Genomic DNA, 19,313 nt, shown 5'->3' with positions numbered 1-19,313 from the left:
ACAAAAAGACTCCTATTAAACTAGGAGTCTTTTTGTGTAAAAGTCCACGTTGCTTTTCACAAATTATGCTTTTTTTCCTGCTTCAATTTCTAAAGATTCTTCATGCCACCAAAGTGTTTCTTCAGGATCCTCTTTAGCAATTTGATGTGCTTCTTTTTTCGATTCTACAGTAGGGTAAGAACCTTTTAGTGCACGTCCTGATGTTGTGACAAACAGTACACTAAACACAATTAATCCAATTACACTTACACCAGTTAAATAAAATGCTGGTGCCAGTGGATTACCAGTAGCATGAACTAAGTATGAACATACAAGCGGCGTTGTACCACCGAATATAGATACAGAAATATTAAAGGAGATAGAAAGTGCACGATAACGTACATCGGTGAAAAAGAGTGCTGGTAATAACGAAGGCAATGTTCCTTCATATACACTTAGGAAGAAACCTAAAACGAAAATACCCGCAAACATGGCTACAATATGTCCGTTACCAATTAATAAAAATGCTGGAATTGAACATAATGCTAAACCAAGTAAACCAATTTGTACTACGCGTTTATTACCTACTTTATCACTTAATTTACCGAAATAAAGTGCCAGTGGAATCATAAGTGCCATCGTAATTGAAATAATTAATAAGCCAGTTGTTTCTTTGACTTTTAGTACTTGTGTTAGATAAGAAGGAATATACGAAAGGATCATATAGTTTGTAATGTTAAAGAAGGCAACAATTACTGTGCTTAATAAGAAGTCTTTTTTGTGATATTTTAATATATCCATAAATGAAAATTGTTCGTTGTCTTCAGATTCCTCTTGTGCTTTTTCCATCTCTTGAAAGATTGGAGATTCATCTAAATGACGTCGTAAATATAAACCGACCAAACCAATTGGTGCAGCAATTAAGAAAGGAATACGCCATCCCCAGCTGAGCATTTGCTCATCTGTTAATAATAACGTCAAAATGGTAACAATTACCGAGGCAGCAATGTAACCTGAGAGTGTTCCAATTTCAAGACCACTACCGAGTATACCACGCTTTTTATCTGGAGAAGATTCTGCGATATAAACCATTGCTCCTGAATATTCGCCGCCTGTAGAGAAGCCTTGAATCATTCGAGCAACTAAAAGTAGTATTGGTGCCCATACACCAATTTGTTCATAGGTTGGTAGTAATGCGATGAATAATGTAGAAAGTGCCATTAAAATAATAGTTGTACTTAAAACAATCTTTCGGCCGTATTTATCTCCTATTCTACCAAAGAAAATACCTCCAATTGGTCGAACTAGAAAGGCCGCCGCAAATGTACCAAATGTAAGTACAAGTTGCAAACCACTATCATTCACACCCGAGAAGAATAATTGACTTAAAATAACCGCTAAATAAGCATATAATCCGAAGTCAAACCACTCCATTGCATTCCCTATACCAGTAGCAATGACTGCTTTCCTGGCTTGTTTAGGATTGACAATATTAACGTCTTGAGGTTCAAAATTTAAATCTTTATTTTGTTGCATATAGTAAAACAGCCCCTTATTTAATTTAACTTCTTTCAGCACACCTTCTCTTACTAGAATAAATTCAATACGAAGCACTTAAGGAAAAGCAACGTCTCCTTATCTGTTATTATTGTTTCACATAATTAAGTATTTGTCCAATGAGATGCCTTTTACTTTAAAACAACTGCTCTCCCGCTATTAAAATAACTAAGGTTCAGCCATGTTGATTTGTATGACTGAACTTTAATTTCACTTATTTCTCTACACATGTTTAAACTCTATAAATAAACGATGAAATACTTTTATTATTGTTTTTTACACATATTATTTTTAGACTAATCAGCTTCCCTTTTCGAATCCGCATACATTTTTGTATGAACAATGATTAATCACATATTACTTAATCGTTCCCATCCCACCAATTTCTATATTTACCTTGAAGTTTACATCACCCTTTGCTAATGCATTATTCCATTTATTTTGGACTTTTTTCCATTCTGGATATGTGTAAGTTCTTGCGTATCCCCCAAGTCCAATGGGATCAATGTTGGCAGTTTGTATTTTCTTCATTAATTGATTGAAATCAGCTTCCAGCTTAGTTTCAATCTCCTTTTGTAATTTTGCTGCATCATTTCTTGTATTAAAAGAAAAAAGCCGTTCTGTAATGCCGACCCTCATCTTTATATCTGTATTAAATATAAATTTATTATCATATCTCACCTTTGTCTTTACTTTAATGTTATAGGCATTTAAGCTTATCCAATCTTTTTCCTGGCTATCCGGCTTTAGTTTAATTGGAATTGTAAATGAAAACTCACCTGTAGTTCCTTGTTGCAAAATGCGTAATAATTTGTTTTCATCAGAATTTAGCGTTAACTTATACCTTCCTTTTTCATCTAACAAAGCTGTACCTATCACAAATATTTTATTGTTTTTTTTCATCTCAGTAATATTCGCCGTTATCCCTTTGTCTGCTATTTGTTCATGTAATTCTTGAAGAGTTGTTTTTACTGTGATATTTCTTAATGCGGCAGTTTCAACTAGTTTTGTTAAATATAAAGGAAGACGCGGCTTATCTTTTGGGTTATAAAAAATGATGTCCGAAACAGGTCCATCTACAGCAACAACCCTTGTAGTAACCGTATTTTTAGGATCTCGGTAAAATGGATCCAGATACTTTACCCAATTTTTTTGTTTCAGTAGCCGTTTTCCAACTAAAATAACCTGTGTTTTACTTCCCGAGGTAAGCGCCATAACCGTAGCATCAAATTTGTCTCTTGAATTTCGGATCGTAACAGATTTCACACCCGTAACTTCTTCTTTCTCCTTTGTTTCTTTATTAAAAACAGGGCTTGACATGTACACAAATAAATTATTATTACGATCTAAATCGATACCAAGAACAAGAGAAAGGGAAACATCTTCAATATTTGTTTGATCAAAGCATCCAGTCATCATGAACACCGATAACAAAATACAACATAGCACTTTTCTTTTCAATGTATCCTCCCCCGATGAGACTTCTCATATAGCCAGCTATACGCCCATAAAATAATAGGTGATATATAGGTTAACCCTAACCCAATATTCGAAAGTACCTGTTGCCAAGTTTCAGCTTGATTCCAACTAGGACGAGTCCAAAAAATGAAGCCGATAATGAGCACTAAGAGAACAACTACATGAGAGCTGTGATCTTGTTTCCCAAGTAATTGGCTTGAACAAAATACAGTGCAGTATATGACAGGTATCCAGGATGTGGAAACAACCGTTAAGTAAACAGCCAATAAAATCATGTCAAAACGTTCTAAGAAGCGAAACTCGATTACTTTAAGTAAATTTAGTACCGGTTGGTTAAATTGCGTAATGCTATCTGGACTAAAATAGGCAAAGCAAACTATAGTAGCAAATAAATAAAAAAGCATCGTTAAAGTGTTTGCAATAACCATTCCATGAACTGCATACTGTTTTTTTTGTAAAAAGGGATATAAAAAGAAAGCAATATCAAACCCTAAATAAGCAAAAATAGTGGTCGGTACAGCCATGAATACAGGCTTCCATCCTTCTTTTAAAAGCGGAAAGAATGGCATCCAACTTCCGTTCTCTTTAAGTGGGATCAAAAAAAATAACGGAATCCAAAGCATCATATAAAAAATAAGTTCGGTGTACCGCCCGATAATACTAGGGCCTTTACGTGCAACAAGAAAGGTAGGGATCGAAAACAAAAAGATAACGAGATAATCAGGCGTTTTCGGAAGAAGCCATCCCTTAAGATAAAGCATAGCGTTCACAAGAACAATAAAAGAGTAAAAAGCGAAATACATCATGTAAATAACAACGAGTGCTTTCCCTACTATTTTCCCAAAAAATCGTATAAGAATATCATAAATTGTGTCCTCAGGATATTTCGCAGCTGTTTTCACTATAAAAACACCTGCTATTGTGGAGAATATCCAGCCAATCAATATAGCTATCCAGCCATCTGTTCCAGCTTTTTCTGCGAGTACACGTGGAAGAGATAGAATACCAGTCGCGACCTGCATTCCATTAATTAAAAGAATATACTGTATAAGCGAGATATCATTATAGGCATATTTTTTCATAGTTTCACCTTTTGTTCTGATTCTTTCCTTGTCGAATAGATTGAATCGCACCTGTACCCTTAGGACGCCTTCTTATCGCCCATAAGGGAAAGCGTATAAAAGTATCTTTCATATCCGCAAAGCGAAACGGTGCTAGCGGTGTTCCATAAGGAGTTCCAAGAGATTCAAGACTGATGAGATGTCCAATTAATGTCATCCACCCAATAACTAGCCCTACAATTCCAAATAATGCAGCTAAGATCATCATAGGGAATCGTAAAAGCCTAACTGCAGCTCCCATATCATAGTTAGGAATGATAAAAGAAGATATGGCTGTAACAGCAACGACAATAATCATAATGTTACTTACAATTCCGGCCTGAACAGCTGCTTGTCCAATGATAATACCTCCTACAATTCCAACTGTCTGACCAATCGGAGTAGGTATGCGTAAGGCCCCTTCTCTCATCGTTTCCAGCGTTATTTCCATAAGTAATGCTTCCATAACCGGAGAAAAAGGTACACGTGTTCTTGACTCTGCAATAGATAAATACAGCTCTACAGGAATAACTTCAAAATTAAAGGAGATAAACGCAACATAACTCGCTGGCAAAAATAGAGCAACCATAAAGGCAATAAAACGAAGTATACGAATGAATGACGCAACTAACCATCTTGTACCATAATCATCTACACCTTGAAAAAAGGAAATAAAATTTATTGGAGCAATTAATACATTTGGCGAATGATCCATTACAGTTACAAACCTACCCTGTAGTATGTGAGAGACTGCCAAATCAGGTCTTTCAGTTAACATAAATTGTGGAAACGGCGAATACGGATTATCTTCAATGAATTCAACTAGTTCTCCATTACTAGCCACTGCATCGACCGTAATATTTTGAATCCGTGTTTCTAATTCATTCAGCACCTCTTCAGAGGCTACATCTTTCAAATATAAAATAGAAATCTGTGTTTTGCTCCGCATACCAATCATTATTTCTTTTATCACTAATTCACGATGAGGAATATATCTTCGAATCATTGCAATATTTTGAGCTCCAGTTTCTATAAACCCTTGATGCGCACCTTTGAGAGCTATTTCGTTATGAGCATCTTCAATACTTCTTTGCGGCCATCCTTTCGTATCCAATTGATGAGCTCTTGTTTGGCCATGAATGAATAGAACACTGTCTCCTTGCAAAATAGCATTTTCGATTTGAATCCACGTATTAATAATTTTAATTTGTCCTAATGTAATTGGAAGTTCCGTATTAACATCAAAAGTACTATTCATCAAGCGGGAGAGAACATTATTTTGAATCAATTGTTTATCTGTTAATCCAGACAAATACACTAAAGCTGCTTCTAATCCATCTGCTGTCATTTGAAAACGACGAATCACTAAATCAGGTGATTGACGAAATACGTTCTGAATCTCATCTATATTTTCCGATAAATTAGCTCCTAGAATAACTTCCTCTATATTTTGTTTTTGAAAATGAGTATTGTCTGGTATTGAAAATGCCCTAGGATTGCCTCTATATTTTAACCGCTTCAGAAATTTAACCATGACTTCCTCACTTTCTATGTGCCTTCTATAGTATGTTTAGTATGCATATAAAAAGGAAAAATATCCTAATAGTTAAAGCCTTTAATTTTGAATTATTACTAGAGGGTTTTTCGTGTATATTCATAAAAAAGCACGATACTATTCTCATTAACATAAAAGAATAGTATCGTGCTTTTCACTTCAAAAATAGTCAAATTCATTGCGATAATAATTACACATGCATACCATCAAAAGCGCATTGAAATACGATAGATACTACCCGTGCATGTTACTTCAAAAGGACCTCTGTTCCCCTTTCATTTCCAAAACGATTTATTATTTTTAATTCCTTAATAAGTTCGTGGAAAAACTATCATTAACTACTTACTAGGACTGCTGAATTAGTAAGGCAGGAAATAAATTCATTAACGAATTCATCAATCTCTTCTTTTATAATAATATATGGTGGAAGCAGACGAATGATATTCCCTTGAGTGACATCGACTAACATCCCTTTGTTCATTAGCTCTACCTGTATTTTCTTCACATGTTCATTCGTATCATTCACACTAATACCAAACATCATACCAGCATGACGTACTTCCTGAATATAATAAGAATTTTCTTTCTGAATTTCTTGTAGTTTGCCATTTAAATATAATGACGTTTCATAAGCTTCTTGCATTAAACCATCATCCATTAATGTTTTTAATACCGTTAAACCTAAAGCCGTTCCGATTGATGAATGAGCAAATGTTGTTCCGTGATCTCCTGGTGAAAATACATTACATAACTTTTCACCTACAATGATTCCTCCAAGCGGTATCCCGCCTCCTGCTCCTTTACCAATTTGAATAATATCCGGTGTAATATTGAAGTTTTGATAAGCAAATAGTTTTCCAGTTCTGCCCATACCACTTTGTACTTCATCAACAATTAGAATTACATTATATTTATCACATAGATATTGAACACCATGTAAATATTCACTTGATAAAGGATAAATCCCCCCGCTTCCTAAAACAGGCTCTAGCATAATTGCAATTGGATTTTCATTAATAATTATTTTTTCTAGTTCCTCTAAATTTTCTCGTTCTACTTCATATACAGGAATGGATGTTTTAGGGAAATTTTGATATATACTTTCTTGTCTTGTAAAGTGAAGAGCTCCTAATGTTCGTCCGTGGAAACTACGTTTTAGTACAACGACTCCGTCACGTTCTTCATTCGTAATAGATCTATATTTATCAATTAATTTTAAAGTTGTTTCTGTCGCTTCCGTACCAGAGTTTGTAAAAAATACTTTTCCATTTTTTAAAGAGTAATCAACTAATTTCTTTGCATACTCAATCGCAACTGGATTTAAAAAATGAAATGGAAGATGCAATGACTTCGTAACTTGCTCCATGGTCGTTTGCACAATTTTAGGGTGATTGTATCCTAATACGTTTACTCCTACACCAGAAAATAAATCTAAATACTCTTTACCATCCACATCATAAAGTTTACAACCTTCTCCTCTTTCTATCGCAACCTTCGTACGACAATACGTAGGCATAATATATTCTTTATCTAATTGAAACCAATCCGACATGTTAAATTCCTCCTAGTTATTTTTTCCCGTTTTTCATGTTCATTATCTATAAATTCATTTACAAATTAATTTTTAAGATTGAAATTTTAATAGTGGTTTTCTTCCACCTCTTAAATACAACGTGTTATTTCTCTTCCCGATATTCATTTTTCCATAATTTCTTCTATTTCAACAGGTCCACTGCATGTGCGTTTTTTTCATCTAGCGGTATGTTACCAATTTGAACTTTGTATGTAATACATAATCAAGGCTAAAGAATCATATTTAGTAACAATCGACGAAAAAAATTTGGAGGCTAAATCGATGAATGAAAAATATGATAAACAGAGGCAATCTTTATTAGGAGAAGACTTAAATAAAAATCGAGAACGTAATGAACCAGCTAAACTTCACTCTCAAACAGTTGGTTCACGTGGACCTGTTTTAAAGCAAGATAGTGTACTGCATGAGGCGTTACAAGAATTTATTCATGAAAAAATTTTAGAAAGACCTGTTCATGTAAAAGGTTACGGTGCATTCGGTTATTTTCAAACGATATATCCGATGTCTGAACATACAAAACTGAGCTTTTTACAAAATTCAAATGAGAAAGTTCCTGTTATGGTTCGATTTTCATTTGCTGTTAGTACGAAAGGAACACCTGATACTGCTAGAAATGTACGCGGTTTTGCTACAAAATTTTATACAAAAGAAGGCGTATTTGATCTTTTATGTAATCACATTCCTGTCTTTTCCGTTCGTGATCCGATGCGTTTCCCTGAGACTATTAAAGCACTCTTACCTTCACCTAAAAATAACTTAATAGACCCTAATAGATTTTGGAGTTTTGTCGCTACAGCACCCGAATCCATTCATTTTGTTGTCCATTTATACTCTGATGCTGGTACCGCAAAAAGTCTTCGCCACATCCCAGGACATAGTGTAAATACATATGTTTGGAGAAACGCTGAAGGTAATCGAAAATATATAAAGTATCATTGGTATCCATTTGAAGGTGTACAATTCATTACTAGTGCGGAAGCAAATAAACTAGCTGCGGAAAACCCTGATTATAGTGGGAAAGATTTATACGATGCAATTGAGGCTGGTAAACCAGTCGAATATGGTTTATATGTCCAGCTCATGGATCCAAAAGATGAAGCACATCTTTCTTATGATCCTTTAGATGATACAAAAGTATGGGATGAAAAGGCTTATCCTCTAATACCAGTCGGTAAAATGGTGTTAAATAAAAATCCTGAAAATTATATGGAACAAGTAGAAAAAGTGTCCTTCTCTCCTTCTAATTTACTGGATGGTGCAGAATTGTCTGATGATAAAATGCTACAAGGTCGTGCTAACATTTATAGTGATTCTCAAAGAAGAAGAATTGGACCCGAATTTCGTAAAATAGCGGTCAACCAACAGCAAAATTGGACACCCGCTAATCAAATAACAAGCGGTGACGGAAGGTACGTTGAAGGAAAACTCGAAAGGATTTCTATAACTAAACAGGATGACTTTAAGCAGGCTGGTGAATTTTATACGAAGTTACAACCGATAGAAAAAGAACATCTTGCTGAAAATTTAGCTAATAATTTGAAAGTTATATCTGAGGATATTAGAAAGATAGTTATGGGGTATTTCAATCAAGTATCAACTGATTTGAAAACAAGCATTGAGACAAAAATGAAAGAGCATTAAGAAGATTAAAACATGCTTTACGAATGAGAATTCAAATCTATATTAATTATTTTCTTGTCAAAATCCAATGAGGTTATTTAATTTTAAAATATAAAGCCAATATACCCCTGCTCTAATTATAGAACAGGGGTATATTGAAGTAGTTTAATATTTAACATTAAATGCTTTACTTCGCTAAAAAATACAACTAGCAGCCTCTCAAACCAACTATAGTAAACTATTTTACTTCCACTGTATAATTCCCTGTTCCCCCGCCATATTTATATACACTTAAATAATATTTCCCTGGCTTCGCATTATAATTTCCAAGCAATTTGTTTCCATCACGTTTTGTTGCGTAAGTTACATAATTATTTAAGTCTGATTCAGAATATAGTACCCAGTTCAATCCAATGTTTTGTTCGTTCGTAATAGTAATTTGTAAATCTTTTGGGTCCTTTACATCAATAACAAATCGGTCAACCTGATCTTGATCGCTTAAGTTTCCTCTTAGTAACGTATTTAAAGATAGTGGATTCGCTGTTTCAAATGAATTATTCGGTTCTTTTTCTACAGCCGTACCTTCTTCTGTATTCACTCCACTAAGTACAACATCATATTCAAATTGTCCAGCATTATTAACACGGTAATTTACAAAATAAGCAGTCAATGTTTTATATCCAGTCCACTCTTTTCCTGAAAGACGTTTCAACATATCATTCGTTGCTTGATTCATCACTTTCCAGTCCTCAATTTCTCCTTTTGCCGCACTTCCTGTATATGTTCCCTGTAGTGTAAATGTATTAAAGAATTGTGATTTATTTTTTGTTACCTTCACATCTTTTAACTTTGCTTCATTTGTGATCTCTGACGTAACGTCCGAAAGCGATTTTGGATCATGCTGAGTTAAATACTCATCTGATACTTGTGGAATTGTATACTTATCACGATTATCAATAAGCATTTGCATATAAGATTGATATTCTTCATTTAATTTATTATCTTTGCTTAATGTAGAACGGTATGCATCGTAACTTGAAACATCATTTGCACGAATTAAATCATGCACTTTATCGAACATTTCAGGACGGTTATTATACATATATGATTGCAATGCAAACGAATAGTTATAAAAATCCCACGTTCCATATCTCGCATTTAATGTTTGTGATGCTGTATAACGTTTTGCAGGATCATAAGATAATCCACCAATTATACTTTTTCGCGGTACTACACTATCTAATCGCGTTGAACCTGCAAAGAACTCTGCATTCCCTTCTTCAAACCATGTTAAACGTTCATCTTGATACATTTCCCCTTGTCCCCATAATCCCTGAACCTCGTATCTTCCCTGTAAGTAGTGCGTAAATTCATGGCGGAACAATTCTTCCAAACTATAAATACTTTGCTGTGGTGTACGTTCATATGTAAAGAAAGTCCCTGTTCCTTCAATATAAATCCCACCATTATTCGTTTCATATCCGTACAGTTGACGATTAAATTGATACTCATCTGGACTATTATAAATAACCATCGTTAACACGTCATCAGCATGTCCATTTTCAAGTGGTTTATCACTACCAACTGTACGATAAAATTGAGAACGAACTTCTTTTGCCGCCCAGTATAGACGCTTAATTTTCTCTTCACTAACTTTATCCCCAGCTTTAAAGACAATTGCTCCATCATCAAACGTATACGTTTTCGGTAAATATTTCTTTTTACCATCTTCTCGAATTTGATCTAAATTTATTGTTTTTCCGTTCGCATCTACTCCTCCGTAATTTGTAGTAATTTGTTCTGCCGCAACAAAATATTGCTCCCCAAAATGTGGATAAATCCTCATCGCTTCGGTAACAACTTGCTGGCCTTTTGTTGGTGTACTATAAAGCTTGCCTAATCGACCAGCATAATAAATTCCATTATTAATTAACCAGCCGTTTTTATTTGTTACTGTACCAATTAGTGCAAAACGATTTACTTCATTTATAAAGTTATCAATATTTCGATACCACATCGTATCTTTTGGCTCTTTTTCAGTCGTGTACATATCCGTCTGAATATCAAAGTCAATTCCCTTCATCAACTCATAAATAGCGTCTCCTTTCGTTCGATCTTCAATGAAAGTTGCAAGATTATCGTTATATTGTTTAAAAATTTCACCTGCATATAAAACCGTTTCAACATCAGCCGATGCATTTCCAATTAATTTTCCATACGATGAAATAACTTTATTTTGTTCTGATGTACCAAGTTTGAAATTCGGATTTTTTGCAATTGTTTTTAAAGCCGGTAAACATTTATCATGGTAGCTACGCTCATTTAGTTTGCTTAATTCATCATGGTAAAAACCTAAATAAAATGCTGCACGTAGAGCTTCTACTAATGTTTCAATCCCTTTTGAATCATCTTTCGTATAAGTTTGACCTTGTTCTGCTAGTTTATCAGTGATTGCTTGCATTCGACTATCATCTTGATAGAACTTGAGACTATCACTATTAAACTGAAATAACTCCGGGATTTGATACCATTTAATCGTCACAAGAAGATCAGTTAATTGTTTGTTGCTTAATTGATTTAGTTCGGCCATCGAATACTTTTTTTCTTCAGCTAACGGTTTAATATTATCGGTTGGTGCTAGTGGGCGCTGCGATAAATCCGCTAACTTTAACCGTTTTGTAAAAGATGCATTTTCTTGTACTGTTGAAGAGTGCGCCAACTCATCAACGGATTTCTGTATTCCTACCGGCTCCATTTGTAATACGTTCTTCACATTTTTCTCTTTTGTCTCTGCTTGAATTTGCAAACCATTGCATGATATTGTCACTAGTCCCACACCAAGAATCAGCTTAGAAATTTTTGAATATTTAACCATACCATTGCCCCCTAATAATTTAAAAGAAAATTCTGAATTTTAAAACCAGAACATACTTATTTGTATGTACTTACAGTTCCGCTATAAATACAAGTATGATCAATGATGCAATAGTAGCTTGTTTTATACTATTACGAATACAGACTCCTTAAATACAATTCCCCTTCTTTACATTTAATACAAGCAAAAACTGTGCCAATGATATTTCTTATGAATAGCCAACATTCTTTTATTAATACTGTAGAATAAAATATACATAGATGGTTCAGCAATGTATAAATCTTTTGACACAAACTCCGCTCTCTTTTTATGATAAAAAGATCCGTTGAAAATTATAAGCACATTTACTAGCAAGTAATTTGCAATATACACCATCCTAAATGTTAATAACCTCAAAAAAAGAAGGTAAGTATACATAAGGTTAATATGTATACATACCTTCTTCTATAGCGAGCTTTCAGCGGATAAAAACAACATTAATTAGTATTTCGTTACACCATTATATGTTATGCTACTCATTTCTCTTTTTCATATAGTCTTTTTCACATTGTAACGGTTTGTATTCAACAATCTTTCCTTGTTTCTTTTTTGTTTCGATTACTACCCATTCTCCTTTTTGTAGTTTCAAATGCTTCATAACATTTGTATCGTCTATTTCTTTATATAGTAAGAAAGCCTCGAACGGTTTTACGTATAATCTCAGATCTCCCCTATATCCTCCATTAGAAAAAACTTTCGTTAACGAATTATAATAAGAATCATTTTCCCGTCCACCATACATCAAATGCGCAGCCTCTAAATCACTTTTACTTACTTCCATAAACTCACCTTCATTAATATTTATATCGAAAGTAGATTTGATGTCCTTCATTATGTTTTTCACATACTTTTCATCACGAATTTTACTTTCCTCTAGACAATCTGAAGATAACCTTGATGCATCTGATTGGGAATGTACAACATGTTGAATAGATCCACATAAAACAAAGACGCTTAAAATATACAATATTTTTTTCATTCTTACATATCACCTCAAATAATTTAGATACTATATTATTTGAGGCTTACGATATTCTTATACTAAGCATGAGAAAGGACCTATAAAATAGACTTTTTATAGGTCCTTTCCTTTTAATATTGCTTTATCAAGTTCACCGGTGACGCAAGTACCTTACTACTTTTCACATCATATAATCCTATAGGTGTTACTCGTATAAATGGCAAGTGCGTCGCAGAAAAGAATAAAATCGTAAATGCTGGATCGTTATAAGAATAACCTCGTTCTTGCAGTAATTTCACCATCATTTTCTCTTTATGTATTAATGCGCTCATTTTTAAATCGGACATAATCCCGAGTAACGGTAATGCAATTTCGTGTAACACTTCATTTCTTTCTGCTATTACCATACCGCCACCGAGCTCTTTTACTCTATGAAAGGCTGTAAGCATATCTTCTTTCCTTTTTCCAATAAGAATGATGTCACCTGTACCGGAATAAGAGCTAGCAAGACCTCCTAATTCATTCGCAAAGCCTTTCACAACTGTATTCACTCGCCAAGTACCATCGCGGGCAATCATCATTAGGAAACATTCATCATGTTCCATGGAAAGTTCCTCAACGTTTAAGTCGATTTCAGTTACATATGGTTTTGAAATAACATCATTTAATAATTTTATACCTGTTGTTTCAGAAAAAATCATATCTTCTTTCTTTAAAGACCAGTCTAGTTGTAGAGGGGTTACTTGAAATTCATCCCATTCTATACGTAATGATTTATTTTTATTTTCTCCATCACGTTTCATCCATTGTCCTTTTGCAATTACACTAATCGGCACCGGGTTTTCTTTACTTTCCAAAATATTAATATTGGCGATTCTCCCTGTGGCAATCGCGCCATGTAAATACTCCATATTATAATAACGAGCAATGTTATAGCTTGCCATATGGTAAGCATCTATTACCGGAATCCCTTGCTCAATCGCTATTTCTATCAGTCTATTCGTCATTCCATTTTCATAAAATGACGGATGTGAACCGTCTGTTGTGAAAATGAATCTATCAAATTGTTTCACACCTAATTCCAATAGTTCTTTCAGTAAAACTTCTAAATCCGGCCGAATAGAAGAGTTTCTTAGAGAAACAGTATAACCTTGCATGAGCCGAGTTAACGCCTCTTGTCCAGTCATCGCTTCATGATCACAATCCGTACCTAATAGTTTTAACTTTGCTAAAGTCGTTTCAGATGCCCCCGGAAAATGTCCTTCTACTTTTTTCTGTAATCGTTTTGTTTCCTGCACCCAATTTAACATTTCATCATCGCCATGTAATAGTTTTGGCCATGCTGTTAACTCGCCGCCTTGAAGAACCGCTTCATGCTTTAACCATTCTATTATTTCTTCACTATTAAATAAAGATTCCCCGTTTTGCAGCTCAGTCTGCCCATCAAAACGACACCACCAATACATACTTGCCGGAATCTTTTTAAATTCATCTAATAAACGAAAAGCTTCTTCACGTTGTAATGTAAAAAATAAAGTTAAATTATCATTAATAAAAGTTGTTGTCCCAAATTGCATCGCATGATTTGCTAAAGTTTCTGGATTATATAATTGATATGGATGTGCATGCGGTTCTATGTAACTAGGAACTACATATTTCCCTTCGCAATCAATAACTTCACAATCAGTTAATCGCTCTGGCAGTTTTTCTCCTACGTATACAATTCGATCATCATATACCCAAATATTCGCTATCGTCCATTCACGTAAGTATGAATTTAAATACGTTGCATTCTTTAATAAAATGTGCGGACTTCTCGTGCCATCTAGTACTTCAACATGTTCTCGTAATTGCTTATTACTCCATTTATAATGATTTTGTCCCAATGTACTCAACTCCAAATCTATTAATTGTTATATTGGTTAAAACGAGCAATAGTTAATCAACTAAAGTATTCTCCATTCATAACTCCCCTGTATAAATCCCTATAACCTTTATTATATGGAATGGTTGCAAAAATAACAATTTTCAGAATTAAAGGTATACCTCTTTGCTCCAAAATAAAAAGGATGTCATGCAACTGACATCCTTTTTATTTTTATAGTAAGCTATAAGATTGACTTTCACTTTGAAATACAGTTATATCGTATTTATGTTCCACATAAACTTGATGCCATATCATAAATGCTAACACTGTTCATATTTACAAAATTCAAAACCATCTCTTTTATATACAACTATAGCAGAATCCAATTCACTTTCTTTTTCTATTTATTAAATTCAATTTGCATCATTTTATTAAACTGCGTACCAATATCAATCGCACCTAAAGAGTTAATACTGACAGACAATGTATGTTTGCCTCCAATTACTCCCCCAGCAAAAGTTGTAAATCCAAGAATTGCCCCTCCGTGACCCCAAATTGAAACACCGTTTGGAAGTTTAGTCTCATAGATTCCAAGACCATATCCATCACCAACACCTTTTCCTTCTACAGGAACTGTGGTAAGCATTTCTTTTAGTTGATTTTCCCTCAGTAACTTACCACCGAGTAAAGATGAAAAGAACTTATTTAAATCGTCCGCATTAGAAATCATATCTCCAGCTGACTTAGCTAAACTCGGATTATAATACGTTATGTCTTTCAACTCGCTTGTTCCTTCAATTTTCATATACCCTCGAGCATGATTCTTTCCTGGGATAACTGTTGAATTCCCTGGTAAAAACGTATTTGACAGATCCAAAGGTTCAATAATTCGCTTTTCAATTTCTTCTGCATAACTATTTCCAGTTATTTTTTCAATAAGCATTCCTAATATTACGTATCCTGTGTTTGAATACGACCACCCCTTACCTGGCGAAAAATCAGGCGGTAGAGAAAGCCCCATTTTCACTATTTCTTCTGCTGTATACGTTTTTTTTGAATTCATTATGTCAGCGTCTTTTGACTTTAAGTATTCAGCTATACCACTCGTATGATTCAAAAGTTGACGTATCGTAATTTGATTGCCATCATACCCATTTCCTTGAATGAGACCCGGTAGCCACTTTTCAATTGGATCGTCAAGTTGTACGCGATTTTCTCCTACTAATTGAAGAACAGTCGTAGCAGTAAAAGTCTTCGTCACACTACCAATCCGAAAGCGATAATCCGATTTCATCGGTTGCTTTGTACTTAAATCCGCCACGCCAGCAGTATAACTACTAGTTTTTCCGTTGTTAGACGTCTTAGCTAATATCCCTGGCGTTCCAAGCTGTACTGTTTCCTGCATTACTTGTTTCCAACCATTTCGGTTCTTTTGATCATGTGATTGTGACGGACTAGATAAATTTTGAACAGACTCTGCTTTCACAGTAAAACCTGGTGTGAATAGAGTAGTACCCGCTAATAAAACTGCCAAACTTGCTAACTTAATTGAATTACATTTTTTCATAAGGCTTTCACTCCTCTATTAATATCGTATTGATTCAAGTTATACTCTAATCCTATATGATAAATCTCTCTTTTTTCTTATCCATTCCTTACGAAATACTTACGTTCAAATCTTGATACGATAAGCTGAGAAAGAGTTTTGTATGAAACTAAAAAGGTAAAATAAAAATAAGGACAGTCACTTAACTGCCCTTATTTTCATTCCACCTCGCCTTTATTATTTTTAAGATGATTCATTAATTGTGTTCGCTTCAAAGGTACATATACGTTTGTTTCAATAACATATATTTTATCCTGACTGGATTATCTTATGAATATAATGAGTTCATATTAAGATTAACAATAAAAAAAGAACGTGTTTTCAATTTATCAAAACACGTTCTCTTACTTACTTAAAACCCTATATCAACTTTTTATTTCATTCACTTTTTTAAACTACTAATCTTTATTCACTTTTACCATCCTGCACTAGCATTCATACCATTTCCAAGAATAGTAAGAAATAGTGGCCACAATACTGGTCCTAACGTAAGAAATATATTTAGAAGTATAAGTATACTATATCCCACGGTAAAATTATGATTCTTACGATTTACCAATACTAAAATAACTAATAATATTATGGTCGTTAAAAATAAAAGTAGAATTAGCAACCAATACCATACCATTAAACTGAGACTCCATGGTGTTAATAGCTCGTGTATTATACCAAATGTGATTCCTAATACTCCAAAACTAAAGGTAGTAACTGTTGATTTTATAAGCAATTTATTTAATATTTTTTCGTATGTATTTTTACAATATAAATCTATTAAAGTGTATAAAGATAAATATGCCATTAATACACCTATCCAAGACAATAGCCAGTCTCCGCCCCCTCTAAATAACATGAACAGCAGCCAACACATCCCTACTGCAGAAAAAGCAAAGGAAATAAGTATGCTTTTCAATACCGGTTTCATTATATTTTCACACCCTTAAAAAGTTTAAAAATAAATTATAACTTTTTATTTACACGCCACCAGTTAACCCTTTAGCTCTATTACATCTCTTTTTCATTCTATATTAATAAAATAAAGATAATTACATGAAAAATTTAAGAAACAATGCTCTACAAGAAGTTGCATACAGTTTGTGGATGTTTTCACATTGGCAGAGATACTTAAAAATAATTTATAATTTATTAAAATTAAGTATACATTAACACGCCATTAAGTATAAGTAAATACAGTTAATTTATAATTAGTTTCTTTACTTATTTGAAGGCCTTATATACATTAAGAAGAATGTTGATCAAAAAATCGTGTCGTTTAAAAAAAGTGCAGAATTAACTAGTAAAAGTTTAGCTGAATTAGCTCATATAAGCCCTTCAATGTTATGGCAGATTGAAATAAAAAAAATGACCTAAGCCATAAGCTAAAGTCATCTTTTTCTACCTTATTATTTTACTAACTCTCCATTAAACACTTTTATATTAAGCGGAGCAGTTAAAAATTGTGGTGCTTTGCTAACGAAAGAAGTATAGTGTTCACTCGTATTATGACTCGCAACTGCTTCTTTATCTTTCCATACTTCTACCATCGTATAAACACTTTCTTTTTCAGTATCTTTATATAAATCGTAAGATACATTTCCACTTTCTTCTCTTGACCCATGAAGTAGTGGCTGAATTTCTTCTAAAAATGATTGTTGTTTTGCTGGATTCACTTGAAATATTGCGTGAATAATAATCATGGTGTTTCCCCTCTCATATCTCACTTATTTCTATTTGTATAAAATTACTTCCACTCAGCAACTTTTTCAATTGGAAGACGTACTGATGGATAACCACCGTCAGCAGCTTTTCCGATTGAAATTAACATTACTGGTACGTGACGCTCTTTATCTAATCCGAACGCTTCTGCGATTTGGTCTTTTTCAAATCCACCGATTGGACAAGTGTCATAGCCGTGAGCACGAGCTGCTAGCATAAATTGCATTGCTACAAGACCACCATCAATTAAAACTGTATCTTTCATTACTTCTGGCGTAACCATTGAGAAGTAACCTGAAAGTTTTTGCATTTGATCTTCTTTTACTTCAGCTGGCATTAAACCACGCTCTACTGCTGTACCGTAAATTTCTTCTGCGTTATCAAAGTTGTTTAAGTCACCAAATACAGCGATCATTGCTGAAGATGTTTCTACTTGAGATTGATTGAATTTCGCAAGTGGCGCAAGTGTTGCTTTTGCTTCGTCACTTTCAATAACTAAGAATCTCCATGGTTGCATGTTTACAGAAGATGGTGCAAGTGTTGCTTCTGTAAGAATTTCAGTCATCTCTTCTTTACTAATTTTCACTGAAGGATCGTACTTACGAATTGAACGACGTCCTGTTAAAATTTCGTTAAAATCATTTGTTTTTACTGAGTTAGTCATAGTTGTATTCTCCCTTTTTTAAAGTTCTTTTATATTTTCTTGAATGCGGTCTAACATCGTTAAAAGATTGTCGCGCTCTTCTTCACTTAATCCTTTAAATGCTGAAGTAGCGAAACGCTCTTTTTCCTCTTGATACACTTGAATTTTATTTCGCCCCTCTTCTGTAAGAGAAACTAACGTAATTCTGTTATCATCTGGATTTTTACGTCTTGTAATCATTCCGTTTGCTTCCAGCTGTTTTAAATGCCTCGTAATCGCGGCATTATCAATATTCACTTCTTGCTGAAGTGCTTTTTGACTAATTTCATCTACTTCATATAACTGAAGTATAAGCTCTAGTCTAGATTGACTCATACCCGTACAACCTTCAAACTTCGAACTTACTTCTTTATTGAGGAAGTGTAATTTATATAAAATTATTGCTTCTTTTGAGCATGAACTTGTCAAATTAACCCTCCTTTACATCCAAACCAAAAACGTTTGATGCATCAATAGTTGATATGTCAATTAATATAATCTATATCGATTTATAATGCAAGCATTTTGTTTTCTTTTTATTTTTCCAAATTAAGGCGCTTTGTAGCGTTACAAAAAATGTAAATCACATTATAATAGTAATAATTTAAATGACTGGAGAGTGATTGTAATGCGGCAATACACAAATAGAAATGAGGAATTAAAAATGGAAAATGAAATGAGGATAT

General features: G+C 33.8%; 14 protein-coding genes and 1 pseudogene. 2 read left to right on the top strand and 13 right to left on the bottom strand.

The features are described 5' to 3' along the window. Positions 1–63 precede the first annotated feature (63 nt). The 5 genes from ACFVQC_RS19090 to ACFVQC_RS19070 all read right to left on the bottom strand — a co-directional run bounded on the left by ACFVQC_RS19090 (position 64) and on the right by ACFVQC_RS19070 (position 7,222). Positions 64–1,515, bottom strand: a complete 1,452-nt coding sequence (locus ACFVQC_RS19090; RefSeq protein ID WP_377898929.1) for an MFS transporter — start codon at positions 1,513–1,515, stop codon at positions 64–66. Positions 1,516–1,893: 378 nt separating this feature from the next. Further along, positions 1,894–2,997: a Ger(x)C family spore germination protein gene (locus tag ACFVQC_RS19085; protein WP_377898928.1), complete on the bottom strand. Its 1,104-nt coding sequence runs from the start codon at positions 2,995–2,997 to the stop codon at positions 1,894–1,896. Further along, complete coding sequence (locus tag ACFVQC_RS19080) at positions 2,994–4,097, bottom strand: GerAB/ArcD/ProY family transporter (RefSeq protein WP_377898927.1); 1,104 nt, start codon at positions 4,095–4,097, stop codon at positions 2,994–2,996. The genes ACFVQC_RS19085 and ACFVQC_RS19080 overlap by 4 nt, the downstream gene beginning before the upstream one ends. A 4-nt stretch (positions 4,098–4,101) precedes the next feature. Beyond that, positions 4,102–5,649, bottom strand: coding sequence for a spore germination protein (locus tag ACFVQC_RS19075; protein WP_377898926.1), 1,548 nt, complete (start codon positions 5,647–5,649; stop codon positions 4,102–4,104). A 355-nt stretch (positions 5,650–6,004) separates the two neighbouring features. Beyond that, positions 6,005–7,222: an aspartate aminotransferase family protein gene (locus tag ACFVQC_RS19070; protein ID WP_377898925.1), complete on the bottom strand. Its 1,218-nt coding sequence runs from the start codon at positions 7,220–7,222 to the stop codon at positions 6,005–6,007. Between the two features lie 303 nt (positions 7,223–7,525). On the opposite strand from ACFVQC_RS19070, the gene ACFVQC_RS19065 reads away from it, so the two are divergent. Further along, positions 7,526–8,905 (top strand): catalase, encoded by a 1,380-nt coding sequence (locus tag ACFVQC_RS19065; RefSeq protein ID WP_377898924.1) that lies wholly within the window; start codon positions 7,526–7,528, stop codon positions 8,903–8,905. A 217-nt stretch (positions 8,906–9,122) separates the two neighbouring features. Here the strand turns inward: ACFVQC_RS19065 and colA are convergent, their stop codons facing one another. From colA to ACFVQC_RS19040, 5 genes are all read right to left on the bottom strand, one after another. Continuing rightward, a complete protein-coding gene (colA, locus tag ACFVQC_RS19060; protein WP_377898923.1) occupies positions 9,123–11,759 on the bottom strand; it encodes a collagenase ColA in 2,637 nt (878 codons plus the stop codon). Between the two features lie 511 nt (positions 11,760–12,270). Continuing rightward, positions 12,271–12,777, bottom strand: coding sequence for a hypothetical protein (locus tag ACFVQC_RS19055; protein WP_377893438.1), 507 nt, complete (start codon positions 12,775–12,777; stop codon positions 12,271–12,273). Positions 12,778–12,890: 113 nt separating this feature from the next. Beyond that, positions 12,891–14,645: an adenine deaminase C-terminal domain-containing protein gene (locus ACFVQC_RS19050; RefSeq protein ID WP_377893436.1), complete on the bottom strand. Its 1,755-nt coding sequence runs from the start codon at positions 14,643–14,645 to the stop codon at positions 12,891–12,893. Positions 14,646–15,026: 381 nt separating this feature from the next. Then, positions 15,027–16,193: a serine hydrolase domain-containing protein gene (locus ACFVQC_RS19045; protein WP_377898922.1), complete on the bottom strand. Its 1,167-nt coding sequence runs from the start codon at positions 16,191–16,193 to the stop codon at positions 15,027–15,029. 454 nt (positions 16,194–16,647) lie between these two features. Further along, complete coding sequence (locus ACFVQC_RS19040) at positions 16,648–17,154, bottom strand: DUF3902 family protein (protein WP_377898921.1); 507 nt, start codon at positions 17,152–17,154, stop codon at positions 16,648–16,650. Positions 17,155–17,468: 314 nt separating this feature from the next. Between ACFVQC_RS19040 and ACFVQC_RS19035 the strand changes: the two are divergent. Next, a pseudogene (locus tag ACFVQC_RS19035) lies at positions 17,469–17,582 on the top strand (MerR family transcriptional regulator); the annotation flags it as partial. A 50-nt stretch (positions 17,583–17,632) separates the two neighbouring features. Here the strand turns inward: ACFVQC_RS19035 and ACFVQC_RS19030 are convergent. From ACFVQC_RS19030 to ACFVQC_RS19020, 3 genes are read right to left on the bottom strand one after another with little or no spacing between them, the layout of a single operon-like run. After that, positions 17,633–17,926: a putative quinol monooxygenase gene (locus ACFVQC_RS19030; RefSeq protein WP_264538615.1), complete on the bottom strand. Its 294-nt coding sequence runs from the start codon at positions 17,924–17,926 to the stop codon at positions 17,633–17,635. Positions 17,927–17,970: 44 nt separating this feature from the next. Beyond that, positions 17,971–18,609: a nitroreductase family protein gene (locus ACFVQC_RS19025; RefSeq protein WP_377898920.1), complete on the bottom strand. Its 639-nt coding sequence runs from the start codon at positions 18,607–18,609 to the stop codon at positions 17,971–17,973. Between the two features lie 18 nt (positions 18,610–18,627). Then, positions 18,628–19,056, bottom strand: a complete 429-nt coding sequence (locus ACFVQC_RS19020) for a MarR family winged helix-turn-helix transcriptional regulator (RefSeq protein ID WP_000204168.1) — start codon at positions 19,054–19,056, stop codon at positions 18,628–18,630. Between the last annotated feature and the right edge of the window lie 257 nt (positions 19,057–19,313).

The organism is Bacillus sp. NPDC057893 (assembly GCF_042796455.1).
Lineage (GTDB): Bacteria > Bacillota > Bacilli > Bacillales > Bacillaceae_G > Bacillus_A.
Note: the sequence above shows the minus strand (reverse complement) of the source record. Positions and strands in the feature narration are given on the sequence as shown.